General features: G+C 42.0%; 33 protein-coding genes and 1 other annotated feature. Of the genes, 24 read left to right on the forward strand and 9 right to left on the reverse strand.

Features of this window, described 5'->3' with window-relative positions:
* The 4 genes from AB840_RS03960 to AB840_RS03975 all read left to right on the forward strand — a co-directional run bounded on the left by AB840_RS03960 (position 1) and on the right by AB840_RS03975 (position 2,907).
* The gene (locus tag AB840_RS03960; protein WP_048513590.1) at positions 1–1,050 is read left to right on the forward strand and encodes an L-threonylcarbamoyladenylate synthase; all 1,050 of its coding nucleotides are present in this window, start codon (positions 1–3) and stop codon (positions 1,048–1,050) included.
* A 108-nt stretch (positions 1,051–1,158) separates the two neighbouring features.
* Entirely contained in the window at positions 1,159–1,596 is a 438-nt protein-coding gene (gene rpiB / locus AB840_RS03965; protein ID WP_048513536.1) for a ribose 5-phosphate isomerase B, read from the forward strand.
* A gap of 26 nt (positions 1,597–1,622) precedes the next feature.
* On the forward strand, positions 1,623–2,246 hold the full coding sequence (upp, locus tag AB840_RS03970) for a uracil phosphoribosyltransferase (RefSeq protein ID WP_048513537.1): 624 nt from the start codon (positions 1,623–1,625) through the stop codon (positions 2,244–2,246).
* 79 nt (positions 2,247–2,325) lie between these two features.
* A complete protein-coding gene (locus AB840_RS03975; protein WP_048513538.1) occupies positions 2,326–2,907 on the forward strand; it encodes a LysE family transporter in 582 nt (193 codons plus the stop codon).
* Positions 2,908–2,965: 58 nt separating this feature from the next.
* On the opposite strand, the gene AB840_RS03980 is transcribed toward AB840_RS03975, so the two are convergent.
* Positions 2,966–3,943: a homoserine O-succinyltransferase gene (locus AB840_RS03980; protein WP_048513539.1), complete on the reverse strand. Its 978-nt coding sequence runs from the start codon at positions 3,941–3,943 to the stop codon at positions 2,966–2,968.
* A gap of 49 nt (positions 3,944–3,992) precedes the next feature.
* Positions 3,993–5,279: an O-acetylhomoserine aminocarboxypropyltransferase/cysteine synthase family protein gene (locus AB840_RS03985; RefSeq protein ID WP_048513540.1), complete on the reverse strand. Its 1,287-nt coding sequence runs from the start codon at positions 5,277–5,279 to the stop codon at positions 3,993–3,995.
* A 75-nt stretch (positions 5,280–5,354) separates the two neighbouring features.
* Positions 5,355–5,597: a binding site (T-box leader), on the reverse strand.
* Positions 5,598–6,374: 777 nt separating this feature from the next.
* Between AB840_RS03985 and rplM the strand changes: the two genes are divergently transcribed.
* Both rplM and rpsI read left to right on the forward strand, forming a co-directional pair.
* Positions 6,375–6,815, forward strand: coding sequence for a 50S ribosomal protein L13 (gene rplM / locus AB840_RS03990; RefSeq protein ID WP_048513541.1), 441 nt, complete (start codon positions 6,375–6,377; stop codon positions 6,813–6,815).
* A 21-nt stretch (positions 6,816–6,836) separates the two neighbouring features.
* Entirely contained in the window at positions 6,837–7,229 is a 393-nt protein-coding gene (gene rpsI, locus AB840_RS03995; RefSeq protein WP_048513542.1) for a 30S ribosomal protein S9, read from the forward strand.
* Between the two features lie 143 nt (positions 7,230–7,372).
* Here rpsI and AB840_RS04000 read toward each other — a convergent pair whose 3' ends face one another.
* The 6 genes from AB840_RS04000 to AB840_RS04025 all read right to left on the reverse strand — a co-directional run bounded on the left by AB840_RS04000 (position 7,373) and on the right by AB840_RS04025 (position 11,302).
* Positions 7,373–8,398: a tyrosine-type recombinase/integrase gene (locus AB840_RS04000; protein ID WP_048513543.1), complete on the reverse strand. Its 1,026-nt coding sequence runs from the start codon at positions 8,396–8,398 to the stop codon at positions 7,373–7,375.
* A gap of 135 nt (positions 8,399–8,533) precedes the next feature.
* Positions 8,534–8,752: an Ada metal-binding domain-containing protein gene (locus AB840_RS04005; protein WP_048513544.1), complete on the reverse strand. Its 219-nt coding sequence runs from the start codon at positions 8,750–8,752 to the stop codon at positions 8,534–8,536.
* 56 nt (positions 8,753–8,808) lie between these two features.
* Positions 8,809–9,495 (reverse strand): hypothetical protein, encoded by a 687-nt coding sequence (locus tag AB840_RS04010; RefSeq protein WP_048513545.1) that lies wholly within the window; start codon positions 9,493–9,495, stop codon positions 8,809–8,811.
* An 85-nt stretch (positions 9,496–9,580) separates the two neighbouring features.
* The gene (locus AB840_RS04015) at positions 9,581–10,012 is read right to left on the reverse strand and encodes an ImmA/IrrE family metallo-endopeptidase (protein ID WP_048513546.1); all 432 of its coding nucleotides are present in this window, start codon (positions 10,010–10,012) and stop codon (positions 9,581–9,583) included.
* Between the two features lie 5 nt (positions 10,013–10,017).
* Entirely contained in the window at positions 10,018–10,878 is an 861-nt protein-coding gene (locus AB840_RS04020) for a BRO family protein (RefSeq protein ID WP_048513547.1), read from the reverse strand.
* A 7-nt stretch (positions 10,879–10,885) separates the two neighbouring features.
* Positions 10,886–11,302, reverse strand: coding sequence for a helix-turn-helix domain-containing protein (locus AB840_RS04025; RefSeq protein ID WP_048513548.1), 417 nt, complete (start codon positions 11,300–11,302; stop codon positions 10,886–10,888).
* A gap of 170 nt (positions 11,303–11,472) precedes the next feature.
* On the opposite strand from AB840_RS04025, the gene AB840_RS04030 reads away from it, so the two are divergent.
* Both AB840_RS04030 and AB840_RS17040 read left to right on the forward strand, forming a co-directional pair.
* Positions 11,473–11,700 (forward strand): helix-turn-helix transcriptional regulator, encoded by a 228-nt coding sequence (locus AB840_RS04030; RefSeq protein ID WP_048513549.1) that lies wholly within the window; start codon positions 11,473–11,475, stop codon positions 11,698–11,700.
* 17 nt (positions 11,701–11,717) lie between these two features.
* Positions 11,718–11,888 carry a hypothetical protein gene (locus AB840_RS17040; RefSeq protein ID WP_159445787.1) on the forward strand — a complete coding sequence of 57 codons (171 nt, stop codon included), beginning with the start codon at positions 11,718–11,720 and terminating at the stop codon, positions 11,886–11,888.
* Between the two features lie 25 nt (positions 11,889–11,913).
* On the opposite strand, the gene AB840_RS17420 is transcribed toward AB840_RS17040, so the two are convergent.
* Positions 11,914–12,051, reverse strand: a complete 138-nt coding sequence (locus AB840_RS17420; RefSeq protein ID WP_169749393.1) for a hypothetical protein — start codon at positions 12,049–12,051, stop codon at positions 11,914–11,916.
* Positions 12,052–12,123: 72 nt separating this feature from the next.
* On the opposite strand from AB840_RS17420, the gene AB840_RS04035 reads away from it, so the two are divergent.
* From AB840_RS04035 to terS, 16 genes are all read left to right on the forward strand, one after another.
* Positions 12,124–12,330: a hypothetical protein gene (locus AB840_RS04035; RefSeq protein WP_048513550.1), complete on the forward strand. Its 207-nt coding sequence runs from the start codon at positions 12,124–12,126 to the stop codon at positions 12,328–12,330.
* Positions 12,327–12,665 carry a LysM peptidoglycan-binding domain-containing protein gene (locus tag AB840_RS04040; RefSeq protein WP_048513551.1) on the forward strand — a complete coding sequence of 113 codons (339 nt, stop codon included), beginning with the start codon at positions 12,327–12,329 and terminating at the stop codon, positions 12,663–12,665. The genes AB840_RS04035 and AB840_RS04040 overlap by 4 nt, the downstream gene beginning before the upstream one ends.
* A gap of 31 nt (positions 12,666–12,696) precedes the next feature.
* Positions 12,697–13,182, forward strand: coding sequence for a helix-turn-helix transcriptional regulator (locus AB840_RS04045; protein ID WP_048513552.1), 486 nt, complete (start codon positions 12,697–12,699; stop codon positions 13,180–13,182).
* Between the two features lie 63 nt (positions 13,183–13,245).
* Positions 13,246–13,404: a hypothetical protein gene (locus AB840_RS17045; RefSeq protein WP_159445788.1), complete on the forward strand. Its 159-nt coding sequence runs from the start codon at positions 13,246–13,248 to the stop codon at positions 13,402–13,404.
* On the forward strand, positions 13,394–14,332 hold the full coding sequence (locus tag AB840_RS04050) for a YqaJ viral recombinase family nuclease (protein ID WP_048513553.1): 939 nt from the start codon (positions 13,394–13,396) through the stop codon (positions 14,330–14,332). The genes AB840_RS17045 and AB840_RS04050 overlap by 11 nt, the downstream gene beginning before the upstream one ends.
* Before the next feature lie 13 nt (positions 14,333–14,345).
* On the forward strand, positions 14,346–14,570 hold the full coding sequence (locus AB840_RS04055) for a hypothetical protein (protein ID WP_048513554.1): 225 nt from the start codon (positions 14,346–14,348) through the stop codon (positions 14,568–14,570).
* Between the two features lie 19 nt (positions 14,571–14,589).
* Positions 14,590–15,504, forward strand: coding sequence for a recombinase RecT (locus AB840_RS04060; RefSeq protein WP_053078133.1), 915 nt, complete (start codon positions 14,590–14,592; stop codon positions 15,502–15,504).
* A 60-nt stretch (positions 15,505–15,564) separates the two neighbouring features.
* Positions 15,565–16,350 (forward strand): Lin1244/Lin1753 domain-containing protein, encoded by a 786-nt coding sequence (locus AB840_RS15760; RefSeq protein ID WP_053078134.1) that lies wholly within the window; start codon positions 15,565–15,567, stop codon positions 16,348–16,350.
* An 18-nt stretch (positions 16,351–16,368) separates the two neighbouring features.
* Positions 16,369–17,208, forward strand: a complete 840-nt coding sequence (locus AB840_RS04070) for a DnaA ATPase domain-containing protein (RefSeq protein ID WP_048513555.1) — start codon at positions 16,369–16,371, stop codon at positions 17,206–17,208.
* A 106-nt stretch (positions 17,209–17,314) separates the two neighbouring features.
* Positions 17,315–17,518: a hypothetical protein gene (locus AB840_RS04075; RefSeq protein WP_048513556.1), complete on the forward strand. Its 204-nt coding sequence runs from the start codon at positions 17,315–17,317 to the stop codon at positions 17,516–17,518.
* Between the two features lie 11 nt (positions 17,519–17,529).
* Positions 17,530–17,940, forward strand: coding sequence for a DUF1064 domain-containing protein (locus tag AB840_RS04080; RefSeq protein ID WP_053078135.1), 411 nt, complete (start codon positions 17,530–17,532; stop codon positions 17,938–17,940).
* A 13-nt stretch (positions 17,941–17,953) separates the two neighbouring features.
* The gene (locus AB840_RS04085; protein WP_048513557.1) at positions 17,954–18,208 is read left to right on the forward strand and encodes a hypothetical protein; all 255 of its coding nucleotides are present in this window, start codon (positions 17,954–17,956) and stop codon (positions 18,206–18,208) included.
* A gap of 25 nt (positions 18,209–18,233) precedes the next feature.
* Positions 18,234–18,725 (forward strand): hypothetical protein, encoded by a 492-nt coding sequence (locus tag AB840_RS04090; protein WP_048513558.1) that lies wholly within the window; start codon positions 18,234–18,236, stop codon positions 18,723–18,725.
* Positions 18,726–18,772: 47 nt separating this feature from the next.
* Entirely contained in the window at positions 18,773–19,717 is a 945-nt protein-coding gene (locus AB840_RS04095) for a hypothetical protein (protein WP_048513559.1), read from the forward strand.
* A gap of 370 nt (positions 19,718–20,087) precedes the next feature.
* Complete coding sequence (locus tag AB840_RS04100; RefSeq protein ID WP_048513560.1) at positions 20,088–20,417, forward strand: hypothetical protein; 330 nt, start codon at positions 20,088–20,090, stop codon at positions 20,415–20,417.
* 84 nt (positions 20,418–20,501) lie between these two features.
* Positions 20,502–21,200, forward strand: a complete 699-nt coding sequence (terS, locus tag AB840_RS04105) for a phage terminase small subunit (protein ID WP_048513561.1) — start codon at positions 20,502–20,504, stop codon at positions 21,198–21,200.
* Position 21,201 lies beyond the last annotated feature (1 nt).

Below are 21,201 nucleotides of genomic sequence, written 5' to 3' on the forward strand. Positions count from 1 at the left end.
ATGAAACGAACTAATCTGGTACATATTACAGACATAGAAAAGGATGCTGCTGTGCTTCGGGAAGCCGGCCGTATCATACGCTGCGGTGGCCTTGTCGTTTTTCCGACGGAAACGGTATATGGCATTGGTGCCAACGGGTTGGATGCCGATGCCTGCCGCAGCATTTATACAGCCAAAGGGCGCCCCAGTGATAATCCGCTGATACTTACTGTGCCGGACAAGCAGTCTGTGCTGCAGGCTGCGGCGGTTATTACGGCGACGGCCCAAAAGCTGATGGATCGATTTTGGCCGGGACCGCTGACAATTATTTTTCCTCGTCAGAAAACTGTGCCGGACGCGGCGACCGGCGGTCTGGATACGGTCGCGCTTCGCTGCCCGGACCATGCGGTGGCCCGCGCGTTTCTGCAGTATGCAGGCGTACCGGTAGCCGGTCCCAGCGCCAACTTGTCGACGCGGCCCAGCCCAACAACGGCCGCAGAAGTTCTTCATGATATGGATGGACGGGTAGATATGATCCTTGACGGGGGGCCCTGCCATATCGGAGTTGAATCGACGATTGTTGAATGTAATAATGATGATACGGTGACGATTCTCCGCCCAGGCGGTGTTACCGTCGATATGCTGCAGGAGGTCGTGGGGCATGTCCGCATTGATACGAGCCTTGTAACCGGCAAGGGGGTTCCAAAGGCGCCGGGTATGAAATACCGCCATTATGCGCCGGCAGCACCTATGATGGCGGTCGTTGGAACGGTGTCGGCCGTAACAGATAAGCTGCAGGAGCTGTATGCGGCAGCAGTTGGAGAAGGGAAAACGGTGGGATTTCTGGTGAGTCGTGAAGTGGGTCTGCATTTTCCACAGGAAAATATGTATATATGGGGCAGCCACAACGATAAGGCCGCCTTGGCCAGTCAGCTGTATACGGGCCTTTTGTTTTTTGATTCCGATCCTGTCGATTTGATACTTGCTGAAGGAACAGATGACAGCGGGTTGGGGATGGCAATTATGAACCGCATGAAAAAAGCGGCAGGCGGCCAGGTTATCCTTTTGTAAGAAGACAATGGGACTGACAGGAAAAATATATCTTTTCACCGTCTATGGGAAGGGGTATAATTGAGATAGCAAAAGCTTACATTAGGAACCCACCAAGGAGGAAAAACGATGAAATTAGTGATTGGTGCTGATCACGGCGGATTTGACCTGAAGGAAAATATTAAAGAATATTTGAAGGAACAGCAGATTGCTTTTACGGATTACGGCACGTTGACACCGGAACGCTGCGATTATCCGGTAGTTGCCAAAAAAGTTGCAGAAGCTGTTGCAGACGGGACTTTTGACTGTGGCATACTGATTTGCGGTACGGGCATTGGGATTGGAATTGCGGCCAACAAGGTACACGGTATCCGAGCGGCGTTATGTCATGATATGTTTTCTGCGGAATATAGCCGCCGTCATAATGATGCCAATATTTTAACCATGGGTGGCCGCGTTATTGGACCGGGACTGGCTAGAGAAATAGTTCGCATTTTTTTGAATACCGGTTTTGATGGTGGACGTCATGCCGAACGTGTTGCCATGATTACAAAAATGGACAAGTAAAACTATTGGAAGGAAGTGTTACAGACATGCAGGTGCAAGTCATGAATCATCCGCTTATTCAGCATAAGGTTACGCTGATGCGGCAAAAGGAAACGGGCTCCAAGGATTTTCGCAATTTGCTGGAAGAAATTACCATGCTCATGGGGTATGAAATTACGAGGGATCTGCCTCTGGAAGATGTGGTTATCGAAACGCCGATAGCCAAGATGACAGGAAAACAAATCAGCGGCAAAAAGATGGGAATTGTTCCCGTCCTGCGGGCAGGCCTCGGCATGGTGCAGGGCATGCTGAATTTGGTCCCGACGGCTAAGGTCGGACATATCGGCCTGTACCGGGATCCGCAAACATTGGAGCCGGTGGAATATTACTGCAAACTTCCCGATGTTGTTGATCGTGATTTTATTATTGTCGATCCCATGCTGGCTACCGGCGGCAGCGCATCGGCGGCTATTACGCTGCTGAAAAATAAAGGGATTGAAAATATCAAGCTGATGTGTCTTGTTGCGGCACCAGAGGGCGTTCAGCGTATTAATAAGGATCATCCTGATGTCCGTATTTATGTCGCCGCTCTTGATGATAAATTAAATGAACATGGCTATATCGTACCGGGTCTCGGAGATGCCGGTGACCGCATTTTTGGCACTAAATAAAACTGCTATACATATAGATTGCCGCCGCATATTTTCTGTTTCGAAAGCATGCGGCGGTAGTCTTTCTTGGAGGGAAACAATGGAACTAGCCGCCTTTTTATCATTCGTTGCAACCATGTCCTTTACTCCGGGACCCAATAACCTTATGGCGTTGTCACAAAGCCGGCGCCTGGGATTTTTCGGAGCGCTGCCTTTTTTGGCAGGCCTTTTTATTAGCTTTTTTATTATTGATGCCCTTGTCGTTCTGTGCCTGCAGTCACTGCAGGGGATTTTACCGCGTATAGAAGTACCGCTTAAGGTGGCAGGAACTGTGTATATTTTGTTTTTGACATATAAAACGGCAATGCCGTCTGGAGAAAAAACAGCAGTTCAGCCCGGAAGCGGTACGCTTTTTATGTCAGGAATACTTCTCAATCTGACTAATGTAAAGGTTATCTTGTACATGATCATGGGGTATATATCCTTTATACTCCCTGCCTATGCGAGTATATTTATGATTGCTATACTGGGAGCCGTGATGTGTTTGGCAGCATCTTTGTCCAATATTCTTTGGGCTTTGGCCGGTGCTGGATTAAGTCGTCTTTTTAACCGCTATGAAAAGTGGTGCAGTGCTGTATTGGCGATGATGCTCTTGTTTTCGGCAGCAGAGATTTGGCTGTAAGTACAAAAAAAGCAGACTGCTCTGTAAATCAAAGCAATCTGTCTTTTTTGTATTTCGGTTATAGCCGTGTAGCGGCATACGGAGAAGATACTGTATGCTGCCAAAGATTAGCCGATTCGGTCTTCTCCAAGTCTTCCAGCTGGTACGGTGTGTCCTGGTACACCAAATTGAGCCAGTTGTGATAAAATAAATGTGCGTAACTGCACCATGTAAAAACAGGTGTGTTCTGATCATTGTTTTTTGGGTAATAATGCTCGGGAATCGCGATGGGAAGCCCTTTTTCTTTGTCACGGAGGTATTCGGTTTCCAATGTGCGTCGGTCATATTCAAAATGACCCAGAACAAAGAATAGACGGCGATCGGGGGTCCCCATGATATTGATTCCTGTTTGGGTAGACCGGGATAAAATATCGAGTTTCGGCGTGTTATAAACCTGGATGTCATTGATGGCAGTGTGACGAGATTGTGGAATAAAATACCGATCGTCAAAGCCGCGCAGCAGGGGATGATTCTTTTGTGTGAGGGCGTATTCGTAAATGCCAAATAATTTAGCCGGCAATAGGCGCTTTTCAATACCATAATAGTGGTATAAAGCAGCCTGCGCTCCCCAGCAGAAAAAAAGAGATGAATAGGCATGCGTTTTGGCCCACTCCAGATAGGTCACGATTTCCTGCCAGTAATCGACCTGCTCAAATTCGATTTTTTCTACAGGAGCGCCTGTAATAATAAGCCCGTCATAATATTTATCATTGATATCATCAAAGGTATAATAGTTTTGTTCCAGATAGGAGGGATCTGTATGGGTGGATTCATGCGTCGTCGTGTGGCAGAAATCAATTTCTACCTGCAGTGGAGAGTCGCCCAGCAGACGGAGAAGCTGTAATTCCGTCGGCTTTTTCAACGGCATCAAATTGAGGATGAGAATGCGCAGGGGACGAATATCCTGATGAATAGCCTGCCCCTTATCGATCGTACAAATTCCCTCTTCATGAAGTTTTTCTTTTGCGGATAATCCGTCAGCGATTTTTATTGGCATACGGCGTTACTTCCTTTACGAATGTACTTTAATACTAAAATTTTGGGTATCAGACCTGTGCCAGTGCCTGTTCAATATCGGTTAGCAGATCTTCGACATTTTCCAAACCAACGGAAATGCGGACAGTGCCGGGGGTGATTCCACAAGCCTTCTGCGCTTCCGGCGTGAGCTGCTGATGTGTTGTCGAAGCAGGATGCACGAGAAGGGATTTGGAATCGCCGACATTGGCAAGATCGGAGAAAATATCGGCACTGTCAATGAACTTACGAGCAGCACTGTAGCCGCCGGTCAATTCAAAAGAAAAAATGGAACCGGCGCCCTTTGGAAAATATTTCTGGGCCAGTGCGTAATAGGGAGAAGAAGGAAGAGACGGATAGTTGACCTTGGATACCTTGGGATGATTTTCCAGATACGCTGCGATTTTTTGTGCATTTTCCACATGTCGTTCGATACGCAGTGATAAGGATTCCAAACCTTGAATGAGAAGCCATGCGTTAAAAGGGCTGATGCAGGCACCTAAATCTCGCAGCGCTTTGGCGCGGATACGGGTGACAAAACCGGCTCCCGGTACATCTGTGGCAAAATTCACGCCGTTGTAAGACGCGTCGGGAGACGCTATTTCCGGGAAACGTCCCGAACCTTCCCAATCGAATTTGCCGTTTTCCACAATTAGTCCGCCTAATGTTGTGCCATGGCCGCCGATGAATTTTGTGGCCGAATGGACGACAATATCTGCGCCATGTTCGAGAGGACGGAACAGGTACGGAGTGGCGAAGGTACTATCCACGATGACCGGCAGGCCGTGCTTATGAGCGACAGCGGCAATCCCTTCGAAGTCGGGGATATTGATAGCCGGATTGCCCAGGCTTTCAATATAAACGGCCTTGGTTTTATCATTGATCTGCTGTTCGAAGGATGCCGGATCGTCGGGATCAGCAAAGCGGGTAGCAATTCCCAGATGCTTGAATGTTTCCGTGAATAATTCGATCGTACCGCCGTATAATGTCGGAGCCGCTACAATTTCATCACCGGAACCAGCTACATTGAGTATGCAGTAAGCAATTGCCGAGGCACCACTGGCGGTGGCTAATCCTGCTGTACCGCCCTCCAGAGCAGCAATGCGTTTTTCCAGTACCTCCTGTGTGGGATTGGTCAGACGGCTGTAAATAAAGCCCGGCTTGCGCAGTCCAAAAAGATCCTCACCTTCCTGCGTATCTTTAAAAACGTAAGACGTTGTCTGATAAATAGGAACCGCCCGGGCTCCCGTTGCCGGGTCCGGAACCTGTCCGGCGTGCTGCTGCAATGTTTCGAATTTGTAATTTGTATTTTTGCTCATTATAAATCCTCCCAGTCAAAATAAATTGTAAACTTGAAAGGCTGTGTTGTAATAAAAAAAGCTCCCATCCCTTATACAAGGGACGGAAGCACCGTGATACCACCCAATTTTACCTAATCTTCGCAGATCAGATCTCTTCAGGTACGCAGGCATATGCCTTAAATACCATAGCACGATAACGGGTGCACCCGGGCGGCCTAATTATTCGGCCAGCCTGCTCGGAGTCCATCTTCCACGAACTATCTTGTATTCCCTTTCACCAAACGGGAACTCTCTGTGCCAATCCTTTTCGTGTACTCTTCTCTTCATTGCAACACTATCAAGTTATTGACGCTAGTGTATCACTGGAAAAACGATTTGTCAATTTTTTTTTAAAATAATGGGGGATGGAACGGTTTCTGATTGACCGCTATTTTATATGTAAGCAAGGTACAAATTAAAATGATATGTCATTCATTTGAAGGGAAGCGACAAAGGAAAAAAGCTGTCATTCAAGAAGAGCAGCGATATATTGAAGCCCATTGGGACAGTATACAATGGACGTTGCACGATCCGAATATATCGAGCAGTATGGGATGCCATGTCAGCTATTTCTTATTCGAATGATTGAGCTCGCGGGGCATGGGGTGGAGTAAAAAAGGTTCGGAACAGATCGCAGAGCTGCGGGCGATGCGATTGCAATGGCGGCAATATAGCGGCATACGTCGAAGAAAGAATGATAGTGCGTACCCATCAATCCCCCTCCCGACAGTATGGGAAGCTGTATTGAAAAAAAGATTTCCAGTCACAGTCATTTGTATTGCAGCCAGGCGGTTAAGCGGTATAGTATGCCGGGAAGTGCATCAGCATTGCATCGTTGGATGTGTGATAAGAACACAGTGGTTTTATGAATTGATGTAAGCTGAACAAAAAAAGAATGCCTTCAAAAAAGATACCCACAATAATTTGACACTATCTCTGTAAAAAAAACTTGACAAAGAAAGGGAGAATCTGTAAAATAAGTAGGTAAGCTTTTCACTTGGACTCCACTTAGCCCCGGAGAAAAAGACCTAAAAGCTTAGGTTCGTTAGTTATATCAGGGAGGAATTATACAGCATGAAAACTACATTTATGGCCAATCCGGGCAATATTGAACGGAAATGGTTTGTTGTTGACGCTGAAGGTCAGACATTAGGCCGCCTTGCTGCCGAAGTTGCTAAAGTTCTTCGGGGAAAACATAAACCTACGTTTACGCCGCATGTAGACACAGGCGATTATGTAATCGTAGTCAACGCAGCAAAGGTCAAGTTGACAGGCAAAAAAATGATTCAGAAGACATATTTTCATCATTCCGGTTATCCAGGCGGCGCAAAATTTACACAGGCGGGACATATGCTTGAAACACGCCCGGAACGGGTTGTGGAAATGGCTGTCCGTGGCATGTTGCCGAAAAATAAATTAGGTGAACAGATGTATCGTAAACTGAATGTTTATGCTGGTGCAGAACATCCGCATCAGGCTCAGACACCTGAAACGTTAGCATTGGATATTCGTTAATCATACCGGGAGGAAGATTTCATGGCAGTAGCACAATACTACGGCACTGGCCGTAGAAAGACATCCGTTGCCAGAGTTCGTCTGGTTCCGGGTCAGGGAAATATTACAGTAAATAAAAAAGACTTGAATGATTATTTTGGTCGTAAAACGCTGGAATTGATCATCAAGCAGCCGCTTGTTCTTACAGGCGTAACTGAACAATATGACATTATTGCTGATGTAAAGGGCGGCGGACCGTCCGGTCAGGCCGGTGCAATTCGTCACGGCATCAGCCGGGCTCTCTTGGAAGTAGATCAAGATTTCCGTCAGTCTCTAAAAAAAGCAGGACTCTTAACACGTGATCCCCGTGAAAAAGAACGTCGGAAGTATGGCTTGAAAAAAGCCCGCAAAGCTTCTCAGTTCTCGAAGCGTTAATTCTTTTTCATACCTATGCACAAATATCCGGCATAAACCCAGTGTTTATGCCGGTTTTTGTTGTATAAATTTTCTTTAAAGTTAAATAAAATTCATATTGATTAACAATGAAATATACGAACAATATACACGCAATATACAAACTATAATAGGTTTACCGCATCAATTAACTGTTGAACTGTCTTGTGAGTGTAGACTTTATCCGTAATGTCTTTGCTGCTGTGACCTAGTATTAATTGTATGACTTTTTTGTTTATTTCGGCATTTGAGAGTAATGTTGCACAAGTATGTCGGCAGTCATGGGGCAAATGATTCATCTTTTTCAAGACGGGGTTATGCTCCCAGTAGTGTTCACGTAGTCGGTCATAGGTGAGCACCGGCTTGCCATCTTTTTTGTCGATTAAAAGATATTCATTTTTTGAGTCAAACATTTCAGATATAAACGGCATAATTTTGTTGGCAATAGGAATAATACGATTTTTCCCAGCAGCTGTTTTCATTCCAGCTCTGAGATAACGTTCCGTCAGGTGAATATTCGCTGTTTTGGTCCGTAGTAGCTCTGTTGGGCGCAAACCAGTGTAAATGTATATGAGAGCCAAACGAACGCCGTCAAGGTCGGTATGCTGCCATAATGTATCTATTTCATTCGGAGTAAATGGTCTGTGCATTCGGCTTAATGTTGGTGTAGGTAAATCAGTCATTTTTGCATAATTGGTTACTGATATTTCTATACGTTGGGCATACTGGTAGAGCAATCCAATGAATATGCGGATATTCTTTTTTGTTGAATATCCTTTGGGGCAAGTATTAATAACGTTTTGTATTTCGTCGGCCCGCAGATCTATCCATATTCGATCATAGAGGGGCTGACACCATTTGTAAGCAGATCTGTAGCTTTTCGGCACATCATTATCATGACTGGTATATTTCCATTCGGACCATTTACTGAATAACTCTGAAAAGGTAATATGGCGGTTATTTAAATCGTAAGGCTTTTTATTATATTCATCTAGGCAGGATAATGCTGCTTTCCGTGTCGGGAAATAATCAATATATTTATAAATTTGTTTTCCCTCGTCTGTCCAACCTGTGGTTATTCGGACAGCAAAAGGGCGACGACGTTTGCCGCTCAGTTTAATAATAGATCCGTAGCTTGTGGGTAATCGCATTACAATCCTTTCCGAACTAATGTTCTTAAAATAAGGTCAAATAGTTCCCCTGTCATTTTCGACAGGGGATTTTTCTACTTTTTGTGATTGGCTATGTCTTAGGTAGTATTTATTTCCTTTTCACCAGCTACAATGTTACGGCTGGCACACCTTACATGGGCGATACCCGTCATTAATGGCTTCATCTCGATCATCAAAATACACCTTGTTAGAATCATTCATGCGGTACACATAACGACAGTCATCAGTATGAAAAATGTGAGACCTAGCATTACCAACATAAGCCCAGGCCATGGCGGCAATTGCCAATGTAAATATCAGGGTAAGTGGTAAAATTTTTCTTAGTACGTTCATTTGAATCACTCCTTTTAATTTTTAAAATCTTTATAGTGAGTTTGTGTTGCCTATATTTATGGTCTTTCACCAATGCTAATGATTATAGTATTTTTATTTTCATTTTTTGATGGCTTAGTAATAACAACAAATTTTCCCTCACTTTTGGGAACTGCTTCTTTTAAGGATTCACTTTCCCCTAAGGTTATAAAACGTAAGTATCCTTGCGATTCATCTTCGTATTCTTTAATTATCTTTTTGTCTTTAGGCAAGAAATCTTCTATGCTTTTTAAGTTAGGAGAAGCACTATATTGGAGATTTTGAATAGTGATGTTTATGGCACGTTTTCCATCGTCAATTACTAATATAGTACCATTTTTATATTGCTTAAATGCACCTTCTTTTGGGTTCCCAAATTTTTCTGAGAAAATGTTTACATCATCGCCAATGCCTACATTAGGACATATTGAAGAACTCTTATTGTCGGATTCTTGCTTTTTATTTTCATCAGTGATTAATTCCTCTTGCTTTGTTTCCTGTTGTCTTTTTTGTTGCGAGGCTGACTTTTGTTCAGCTGTCATAGTGGGCGTAAATATTAGAGTGCAAATAAATAAAATAATAATTATAATTGGTCCTACAAGCATAATTCTTTTACGAGTTCTTTTGTCTTCAGGACCCCAGCGAATTATTAGATGGGGATTAATAAGTCCGATAATTAAAGCAATAATAGATGCAAAAAATAGCAAACCAAACACGACGAACATTGTGCAGACTCCTCCTCTTTATAATTAGAATAAACATTAATTTTTAAAATCTTTACCTATTCTTTGTCAATTGGAACAAACGTTCTTAATATTGAATAAATTTTTTTAGCTCCATGAGAGCCAAAGGAATGCCAGATAATTTTGCCATGAATTCCACGGATGAATCCGGATATGTCAGAAGAATTTGATCTGGAAGTAATAATTCAACGGCAAAGGTACTGGCCTCTCGTTCAATACGGTCTGTGGATACAAGCGTATTGACTTTAAGCCATTGGGTATTGAGATCAGCGTGACAGATAGAGTGCCCCAGCTCGTGAGCACAAACAAAACGCCGTAGTGGGTAGGGCAGGCCTTCCTGCAAAATAATGCATTGAATTCTTTTATATCTTGTGTAATATCCCAATACAGACTTTAATGGAGAATAAATGATACGCACGCCACGCCGATCGGCAATATCAAAAGGACTATGAGTATGATATTTGTCAGCTGTCATCGTGGCGATTTGTTTTACATTCATAGGCATCACTCCTTTTTAGAGTCTTCTTTTTTAGCGACTCCACTGATAAGTTTTGCAAAATCAATGGCATTCATAGAGGTGATAACGGGTTTCCCCGTTTCTGATTCCAGTGCTTTACGTGCGATTCCGGCTACATGACCACCTCGACGGGCAATATGACGGCTTTCTTCAAAGGTATTAGGCTGCTCTTCTTTGGATATATCCGTGGTAGAGGTTTCTGCCAGCATATTCAATACAAGTTCCGTAGTATTCATATTGTCACGTAGGTTTTCTTTTTTTAATCCCTTGAGGTTTTTATATTGCCGTGCAGTCATACCAGACCAAGCATGAGTTATTTCATTAGTTAAAATGGCATACTCTGTGCCTTGCTTTACACCACGGTTTTGCCATTCATCCGTAAGCTCTTTTCGTACTTGTATGGCTTGCAATCGCTGATTAATCCATTCGCGACTGTATCCTTTTTGCAGATAGGTTGCCAAAGCGCGGTCGATAGCAAGCTCAGGATCAATAGTTTCATCAATTCTTTCAGTGCCGACTTGAGCCAACCATTGCTTGAAAGGTTCGGCTTTTGGAGAAGGAATAGACTGGATGATACGTAATATTTGGGATGTATTAGCAACATCTGTTTTATAATTTTTTCCATCTTCTGATGGTAATTTCAGTTGTACGATATTTTCGTACAACTGGTTAGCGCCTTCTTTTTTTAGTTTTCGTTTTAAATCGCTCCAATATCTCCGCGGAGACGTAGGAGAGACGAGTGCATTGATGATGTCAACAATTGAGAAATACCATTCTCGTTGCGATTCATCCCAAGCAGAGCGTATTTTCTTATTTTCAAACAGCTGTATTTGATTATCTTGATCCATCAGCCGATTACTCCTTCCGGTATTTCTTGGGAGTGAATTTTTTCTTGGCGATCCGTTTGGATAATTTCATCGCCGTTTCAAGCGATGCGCGTAATAATTCTTTGTCTTCTTCATCTTCAACGTCGCCCATAGCGGCAGAGCCTTTAAGGGACTCAATCATGTTTTCTAAGTCTCTGGCTATTTCACGTTCATCTTTTGGGGTGAGGACAGGAAGAGTGTTGGAATTAGTAGATGTGTCATCTATACATAAAAGATAGTCTGTTGACACGTTGAAATATTCCGATAATTTCTTTAATACATCGGGACTGGGCGTAACCTTTCCTAATTCGTACTTTGATACGGCAGCCTTTTGAACATTGAGTATTTTTCCAAGTTCCTCTTGTGTAATACCCTTATCTACTCTTAATTTTCGGATTCTATTCATTTTTTCCACCTCATCTATGCATATCATATAGTATCTTAATTGGATACTCAATAAAAGTATCTCAATAGGAAATTTATTTTAAAAAATATTATTTATGTATCTTGACAGGATACATAAATGGAGATATACTTTATGTATCCTAAAAAGATACATAAATGAGAGGTGATAGAATGTTTGAACGGCTAAAAGATCTAAGGAGAAAAAAAGGACTTACTTGTGAACAAATGGCAGAATTAATGGGGTTAGAAACCAAAGGAGGTTATAATAAAAAAGAACTAGGGCAGACTAAGTTTACTTTAGCAGAAGCTAAAAAAGTATCTGATATTTTAGGATATACTATAGAGAATATTTTTTATGCCAACGAAGTATCTTTAAAAGATACAAAAATAAAATATTAACACGAGGAGGCGAGAGGATGGAAAAAGCAGTGGAAGAAAAATTAATTGATTTATCTTGTGAAATTATCTCATTGTTAGGTGATGAACTTAATGATGACACATGTATCACCATTGATACTGATGGGGTCAGTATTGTTAAAAGGTTAAATAACTTGAAAGTAATACAAATGCGAAACTCTGGAAAGTAAATACCTTCCAGAGCCGGAAAACAAGTTACTTTTTCTTGCTAGGTCGTTGAGCTAATGCACTGCCGGCAGCAGTTTTAGATGTTTTGCTTGTACGACCATCGCGGAGAACTTTAGAAGCAGCTGTGGCTGCTTTCCTTGACGTAACTTTATTATTTTTTGGCATTATAATCACCTCCTTCCAGAGATGATTATAGCATAATTTATTGGCAGCTTAACGCTACGGGGAGGTGAGACTATGAAAATAACTGTTACTATGGCAGCGAAGATCATGAACAAAGGTCCGCAGTTCGTTCGCATCGGTGTTCAGCGGAATCTATTGCCGTTTGGAATTGCCATGAAACAAAAAGGAAGTTCCCGGTTTGACTATTTTATTAATCCGAACCAGCTTGCAGAATATCTTGGCATTAGCCTTGATGAACTTAAAAGGAGATGTGCAACATGAAGAAGCAGGTAGTCTATCAGTACGACAGGATTACTTGTCGGCGTAAAGTAGTCGACAAATCAAAAAAAATGCTGCGGGTTCGAAGTAAAAAACTAATATTTGTTGCATTTTTACTGGCAAGTGCTATTGGAATCTATGTAGGACAGATCAATGGTGCAGAAGTTAAAGCAGCTTCTTACACCGTACATGAAGGCGATACGCTGTGGAGTATTTCTACACAGTTCGTTGATAAAAATGCCGATATCCGTAAATTTTACTATCAGATCATGGAAGACAATGACATTGATCGAGATGCGGTAATTCAGCCAGGACAACAACTGATTATACATTTTTAATTACTCTTTTATTTTACAGGAGGTGAGAAAAATGTCCATGAAAGGGGACTTCGCACAAGCAATTAGTTTAGCTCGCAAAAATGCGCATTTGACTCAAGAATGTGCAGCAGAAGCACTGGGTCTTTCCAGGAGAGTACTTGTTTACTACGAGGCAGGAGAGATACTTCCTTGCGATGAGGTCGTGGCAAAGATGATGCAGGTTTATGGGTCTAAATATCTAGGATATGCCTATTTATCAACAGCATCGGCAACAGGACAGCTACTATTGCCAAAGGTTCAGTTATCAGGGATTGCATCAAGTGCGATGCAGCTTCGGGTTAATCTCCGGAATGTATGCAATGCTTATGATTCTCTTGAAACAATATGTGCGGATGATGTTATTGCTAAAGAGGAAGCGGATGAGTACAACCGCTACTGTACAAGATTGGAAAGTCTGATATCGGCTAGTATGGCCATTAAATTACAGCGATGTAAGCAAACAAAAAAGAGTCTTACGGCTGCCACCGTAAGACCCTAGAGGTGAAAAATGATTTTTAAAAAGGTTATGCGTAAAGTATAGCATAGAAAATAGGAGAAGACAATGACGCAAGAACAGAAGAATATGGTTACATTATATGATTTGCGCAATCGGGCCACGATGGAACGGCACCAGAAGGAAGAAAAAGTACTAACCTGGGTTATCGCATTTTTGGATAAACATTGGGATGTAGTGGAGGAGGACAGCAGACATGGACGCTAAATTGATTATGACCGTTGAAGAAATGAAAAATCATGAAAACTGGCTAAAAATGCGGACTGCGGGGATTGGTGGCAGCGACGCAGCAGCCGTAATCGGGCTGAGCCGATGGAAATCACCTTTTCAGGTGTGGATGGAAAAGACCGGGCAAGTGCAGCCGGAAGATCTCAGTGACAATGAATATGTCTACTGGGGGACGGTCCTTGAACAGGCGGTAGCAGATCGGTTTTGTGAAGTAACAGGGAAGAAGGTCCGCAAACAGGGGATGCTGCAGAGCGCAGACTATCCGTACATTTTGGCTAATGTGGATCGTATGATTGTTGGTGAAAATGCCGGCTTAGAATGCAAAACGGCGAACGGTTTTGTTGCCAAGGAATGGGTAGATGATCAAGTTCCGACGCAATACTACGTGCAGTGCCAGCACTATATGATGGTGACCGGGTGTGAAACGTGGTATATTGCCTGCCTTATCGGTGGAAATCATTTTGTATGGAAGGAAATACCCCGAAACGAGAAAGATATCCGGGCACTCCGGGAAGATGAATTGGCCTTTTGGACTCGGTACGTCCTGGGAGACGAAATACCGCCGGTGGATGGCTCTAAAAGCTGCGAATCGGCTCTTAAAGAACGGTTTCCCGGTGGACAGTTGGAAGCAGTGGATTTACCGCCCGAATCGGAGGATTTGTTGAGTTTGATTGATACATATAAAACAGAGAAGAAAATCGTTGAAACGAGTTTGAAAGAAGCGGAAAACAAACTTTGTCTGCTGCTGGGTGATAATGAAATCGGCTATGCCGGTGAACGTAAAGTGACATGGAAGCTGCAGAATGGCCGTGTCACGCTGGACAGTAAAAAATTAAAGTCAGAACTACCGGATATTTTCGATCAATATAAAAAAGTCGGTAAACCGACACGTGTATTACGGGTATAGGGAGAAAATTAATATGAGGATAAAAAAAATTATTTGGCAAAATAGAAGAGATTTTGAAGCAGAATTTATATGTCCCTTTTGTGGGCATGAGGAAAAGATAAAAGGATATGACGATGCAAATTATCATAAGAACGTCATTCCAGAATTACCTTGCAAGGAATGTGGCAAGCGTGAAATTGACGGAAATAAAGAATATCGCCCGTTACAGACAACGTATCCAGAGGGATTTCAGGTATAAATAAGGGAGGTTTTATATTATGGCAAATGTTAAAGGCGGCGTTATTGTTGCCAGTAAAAATCATTCAGCAGAAACAAATGGAACTCAGAAGAATATTGCAGCGTTATTTAATGTGATGTTGAGTAAAGACGGGTATCAGAAGCGGTTTAATGAGTTGTTAGGAAAACGGGTGCCGCAGTTTATCGGCTCTCTTGTGGCCATGATGAATGGAGATTCTAATTTACAGCATGTATTTTATGATGCACCGATCACAATCATTCAGGCCGCATTGAAAGCAGCGGCCTATGATTTACCTATTGATCCGGGCTTGGGATATGCGTATATCGTTCCCTTTAAAAACAAACAGAAGGATGGTTCATCCCGATATGAGGCGACCTTTATTATGGGATATAAGGGGATGAATCAGTTAGCTTTGCGTTCCGGAGCCTATAAAAAAATCAATGTCATTGATGTTCGGGACGGCGAATTGAAGTCTTATAACCGTCTTACGGAAGAAATCGAATTTGATTTCATTGAAGATGATGACGAGCGAGAAAAGCGGGCCATTATTGGGTATTGCGGATATTTCCAGCTGATCAACGGCATGGAGAAAACGATTTACATGACAAAAAAGCAGATTGAGCAGCACGAAAAGAAATTCCGGAAAGGTCAGTATATGGGCAAAGTCTGGCGGGAAGATTACGATTCAATGGCCTGCAAAACCGTATTTCGGAAATTAATCGGTAAATGGGGTATCATGTCGGTCAATTATCAAACGGCAGATTCCTCAACAATTGCGGCTGCTACGGCTATTGCACAAGGGCAGTTTGACGATGAAGATTTGACACCTAAGCAAACGATTGATATGGAAACCGGGGAAGTACTGCCGGCTGATCACGGCGACCAACCGCAGTCGGAAGATGACAAGATTTTGGAAGCATCACTGAATTTATAAGTTTTGGTGACGCGGGGAGTGGCAGAGGCTGCTCCCCAGTCCCTATAAGGTGGTGATGCTATGGCAAGGCCGATAAAGCAAGGATTGGATTATTTTCCTTTAGATGTCGGTTTTTTGCAGGACGTAAAGATACGTAGAATAATGAGAGCGTGCGGAATACAATCCATCCCGGTGCTAATCAGCCTGCTGGCTAATATCTATCGCAATGACGGGTATTTCCTTCGGTGGGGCAACGATATGCCTTTTCTAATTGCTGACGAACTTGGGGTTAGTGAGGGCGCAGTTACCGCGACTGTCGATAAGGCGGTGCAGGTGGATTTCTTTAACGCCAATATGTTTCAAAAACACAGCGTACTAACTTCAGAAGGAATACAACATCGTTTTTTTGATGCAGTAACCCGCAGAAGTGCAGTCCGTTACGACGCAAGATTTCTGCTTATAAACGTTTCTGCATACAACAACCTCATTAATGCATGCAATAACTCCATTAATGAGGACGATAATACACAAAGTAAAGTAAAGGAAAGTAAAGTAGAGGAAAGTAGCAGCAGTACGAAAAAAACGGCTGCCGACTTTGGAAAACTGGTTAAGTCTTATCAAAATAATGTTCACCCAATTGCCAATGATATTGAAAAAGATAAATTACTGGATTTGTTGAAAACTTATGGACTAGATGCATGTCTAAAAGCTATTGAACGGGCTGTACTACGGGGACTGATGAATATTGGATATATTGGCGGTATTCTGCGACGCTGGCAGGAGAATGGGTATGATGATCCATCCGGATTTGATCCAGACAATGGGAATCATATGGAAATAAGCCAATACGATAAGATTGATTTTTGATGTGAGGTGAAAAAAATCATGCAAAAAGCAATAACAGATAAGGAACGGATACTGCAAAAAGTAGGATATATTCATCATTTGTCTCAATCGGAAATGAATCAGGTTCGACCAAATGCAGTACGGACGTTGTCTACACCGCCGGATGGAATCAAATGTGAAAAATGTGGTAATACCGGATACATTGAAGGCGTGCATCCTGAAGGATATGAAATAATGGAACCTTGCCCTTTATGCTATGAACGACGGAAAATTGCACGCCGATTACGGCACAGTGGGGTTTCACCACAAGATTATGACAGATATACTCTTGCCAGCTTTGACGGCGGTAGAAGTGAAATGAGTGCCAGAATGAAAGCACTTGCGGAGAAATATTTACATGAACACGTAACCAATGGGCATGGTTTTGGCGTATTTGGCAGTTCCGGAATGGGAAAGACGCATATATGCATTGCTATTTGCCAGAGTTTGACACGGAAATACGATGAACCACATTATTATTTTTCGTATCGGGCAGAAATGCCAGAATTGATTAAAAGCATGAGATCTTTTACTGCTGAATACGGTAAGCAGATAGAAAAATGGAAAACCTGTAAAAATTTGTATATTGATGATCTTTTTAAATTTTCCGGGAAGGTGCAAAATGGCCGTTTAGTTAATATTGACCAGGACGATTTGAAAGTGATGTTTGATATTATCAATGCCCGGTATCTCAACCATGCTACCACATTTTTTAGTAGTGAATACACGGTAGGGGATATTTCAAAAGTGGATGGGGCAATCGGCAGCCGAATATTTGAAATGGTTGAACCATATGGCCTAAAGGTCGAGGGGGAAAATGAACGATTAAAAGGAGCGTAAGAAATGAACAGAACAAGAGCCATCGTATGGCGTGTGATCATTGTATGGTGTATAGGATTTTGGATCACGGTAGGATATTTGGCATACATTGCATCGAGGTGAGGGCATGGATAAGAGAAACATAGAAGGGTATGCGGATTTGACGCCATATGAAGCGCTGCGGCCTAAAATCAGCCAAGCCGATATTGATGATGCCCGTCGTATGGACAAGGCGATCAAAAGTGCAAAGCGGACTCTTTCTATTGCTGGTTTTGAGGTAATCGGAAGAATCGCGTTGAAAAACCGGCGGACAGGAAAAATACATGAGTAAGGAGGACGTTCATGAATTGGACAGAGGAAGACTACCAAGCCTATGTACAGCGCAGGGCCTCTATTCACAGGCCGGTCAAGCCTATCAATCGCTCTAAGTATCACGCCCGGAAAATCGAAAAGCACGGCCATATATGGGATAGCCATAAGGAGCTGCGGGAATACGAGCGGCTCATGCTTCTACAGCAAGCCGGGGAAATCAAGACGATTATGCTGCAGCCCCAATTTGAATTACAGCCGGCATTTACGTACAAAGGTAAAAAGCAGCGGGCCATTACGTATAAAGCCGATTTTATGGTGCTGTATGCAAACGGCAGGAAAGAAGTCATTGAAGTAAAAGGATTTAAGACACGGGACTATGTATTGCGGCGGAAGCTGCTGCTATTCAAGCATCCGGATATCAATTTTGTAGAAATTACGTAAAGGTGGCAACGATATGAGCCGAAAAAATAGGAGGATTCGCGGCAAGCCTAAAAAGTTGCCGTCAATAAAAGTAAATACGAATCAAGGCCGGCATGACGACCGGAGCCGCTGCGCATTTTGTGGGCGGCTTTTGGGCGCTTATGAATGGCACTGGATATGGGACGAGTTTGGACAGCGTGTCCGGAAGTGCAATGACGAACGGGATTGCTACCAGCAACGCCGATCAGCAGCGGAGGCGGCATACCGGAAGGCGATACGATTACGATAGATAGGGAGAGCGGAGGAGATAGGATATGGACTTAAACAAACAGGCAGCAGCGGTAAAAGAATATCTGACACGGTACCGGGAGATTACGACCTATATAGACAATATCAAGGCTGATATAGCAGACTATGAGGCCCGGCTGCCGCTGAGTGCTGCGCCCAAGGTTCCCAGCCTATCTTTTGCCCCCGGTGGCAGTGGGGATACTATAAGCCAACAGGAACGGGACTATTTTAGCAAGGAAGAAATGGGAAAGAAAATCAGGATGCTGCAGGCAGAGCTCACTCAAATAGAACCGGTCATGAATCGCCTCAATCGGTCGCTTGACGCTTTAGGAGAGACGGACAGGGCAATCATATGGAGCAAGTATGTGGAAGCCTTCTCATGGCATATCACGGCGCGAGCGGCACATTGCTCAGAGGGATACTGCCGGAAGCGCAGTGAAAATATATTGAAGGTACTGTCCGGCATGATGTTTGGGCCTGGGGATATTCCGGTGCAGGGGAAATTTATGTTTTTGTGAAAATATTTTTTTTTTCTGATATAATGCAATTGGGGTGATCATATATCATGGTTAATTTTATATGGAACATTGTTTGTTCTTGGGAACCAGCAGTATATTCAGCTATCGCGGCTTGTTTTTCTGTAGCGGCATCTGTTATGGTGTATCTTTTTAATCGAAGACAGTATAAGAAAAAATTTAAAAGTGATTTATATAATACTGTTACACAATTAGCGGGATTTGTTAATTATATACGTTTTCTGTATAGATATCACAAGATTTATACTACGTCGCAGGTAGAGGAAATCATAGGTCAAATCCAAAATATAAATAAAAACCTATTAAATTCTACAGAGTCGTTTTATTTTAATGATCAATTTGATCTAAAAACCATAATAAAAATTAATAGTTTTTTTGAAAGATATATTGGATGGAGAGCTTTTAAAATTATTGACTTAACAGAAATCTTTTTGGAAACAGGAAATTTATGTAATTTGCAAAAGAAAGCTTTAGAAGCCTTAACTGTTATACGGGATGAATATGGCAAAAGTGATAAAAAAATAAAAAAAATATTAGATTCATCACTTCGTAATATGGAAGAGATATCTAGAACATGTGATGAAGACGAAAAAAAATTAAGATATATTGGAAGTAATTTATGTTATATATTTTCGATTTCCGAGATTCAAAATAATTTAAAAAATTTTGGAAATGAAGAAGTAATAAAGTGGGAAGAAGTAAAGAAATGCATTATAGTAAAATGTTATAAAATATTTTTAAGTGGGGATATGAAGGATAAAAATTATAACGAAGCCATACAGTTCTTATTTGATTGCCAGATAATTGATTGGGGTTATAAAGACGAAAAAAAAGACGATGAAAAAGACGATGGGAAAAAATCTATCATATTTTCAACGATAGATAATAAAAATATGGAATGGGAAATCATTAAACCTTTTTTTCAATCTATAATTGGAAAATTAATGTTAGACAGAATGGATAGTAATCATTAATGTCTTGATGATTGTGGATAACTTTTTTCTTGTAGCAGATTTGGGCAGATTTATAGCAGAATTGTAGCAGGTTTGGACAGGAAACTTGTGGTATAATGACATTGTAGAAAACTGAATACAAGACAACAAAGCCATCGGTATGAATCCGGTGGCTTTTATGGTATCATCCTTGTAAAGAGGTGATATTTTATGGGGGTTTGTCAAGTTAAGTGTGTAAGTTTTTTTAGGTATCATAAAAGAAGAGGAAAAATTTTATGGTTCGTTTATTACGGGAGCATTTACTATCATTGGAGTTATTATAGGTTCTGTCCTTACATTTCTTTTGCAATGGTTTAACAATAGAAGAAAGTTAAATATTAATGCAAGTGTGATGGTTCCCGTTTCAGGAGATGTAGTAGGAGAAAAAAATATTTATGTAACTATTACTAATTCTTGTTCTATACCAATTCATGTCGTTCATCTTGGAATAACAATGGAAGATGGTATTGAGGGATTTTGTGTTTGTAATATATTGCCAAAAGTATTGCACGAATCTGAATATACGATAGAAAAAATAAATATAAAAAGCTTACCGGATGTCAAGAAGGGAAATTATATTAAAAATATTTATGCTTTTGATGTTTTAAAGAATAAGTGGCATGTGAAAAATAAAGAGCTAGAAAAAATAAATTTGGAAATTGATAAGATAATAAATAATTGAGATATTTATTTCTAGCACTCAGCGATGAGTGCTTTTTTGTTGCCAATTTCAAAACCAACACAATGAGGCGGTGGTGAGTATGTAATGGACGTAAAAGTGCAAGCTCATGCTGATTACGTCAACGGCATGAAATATAAGGAAATTGCTGATAAATACGGCATTTCTATGAACACGGTAAAGTCGTGGAAACAACGAAATAATTGGCAGCGAAAGTTGCAGAAAAAGGGTGCACCCAGAGCGAAAAAGGGTGCACCCTTTTGTAATGCAAATGCAGTTGGAAATCGAGGCGGGCCAGGAGGGCCAGAACATAATCAGAAGGCCGTCACGCATGGCCTATTTGCTAAGTACCTGCCACCGGAAACGGCGGAGCTGGTGCAGGCTATAGAAAAGAAATCGCCTATAGATATCCTTTGGGATAATATCTGTATCAAATATGCTGCCATTATTCGGGCGCAGAAGATCATGTATGTAAAGGATCAGGATGATTTGACAAAGGTGCTGAAACGTCAAAAAGAAAGTTCCGGTCAAACGGATTCTTGGGAAAAGGAGTACGAACTGCAGTTTGCTTGGGATAAGCAGGCTGCTTTTTTAATGGCCCAGTCCCGGGCCATGGGTACACTGAATAATATGATTAAGCAGTATGAAGAAATGTGCCGGGCCGGACAGGCAGATGAAGAACAGCGGCTGCGTATTCAAAAGCTTAAGGCTGAAGTTGATTCTATTAAAAATGACGCTCCGGATAAGGAGACTGTTACATTTACATTTGATAGGAAAAGTGATTGAT

Source organism: Megasphaera cerevisiae DSM 20462 (genome assembly GCF_001045675.1).
Taxonomy (GTDB): Bacteria; Bacillota; Negativicutes; order Veillonellales; family Megasphaeraceae; genus Megasphaera; species Megasphaera cerevisiae.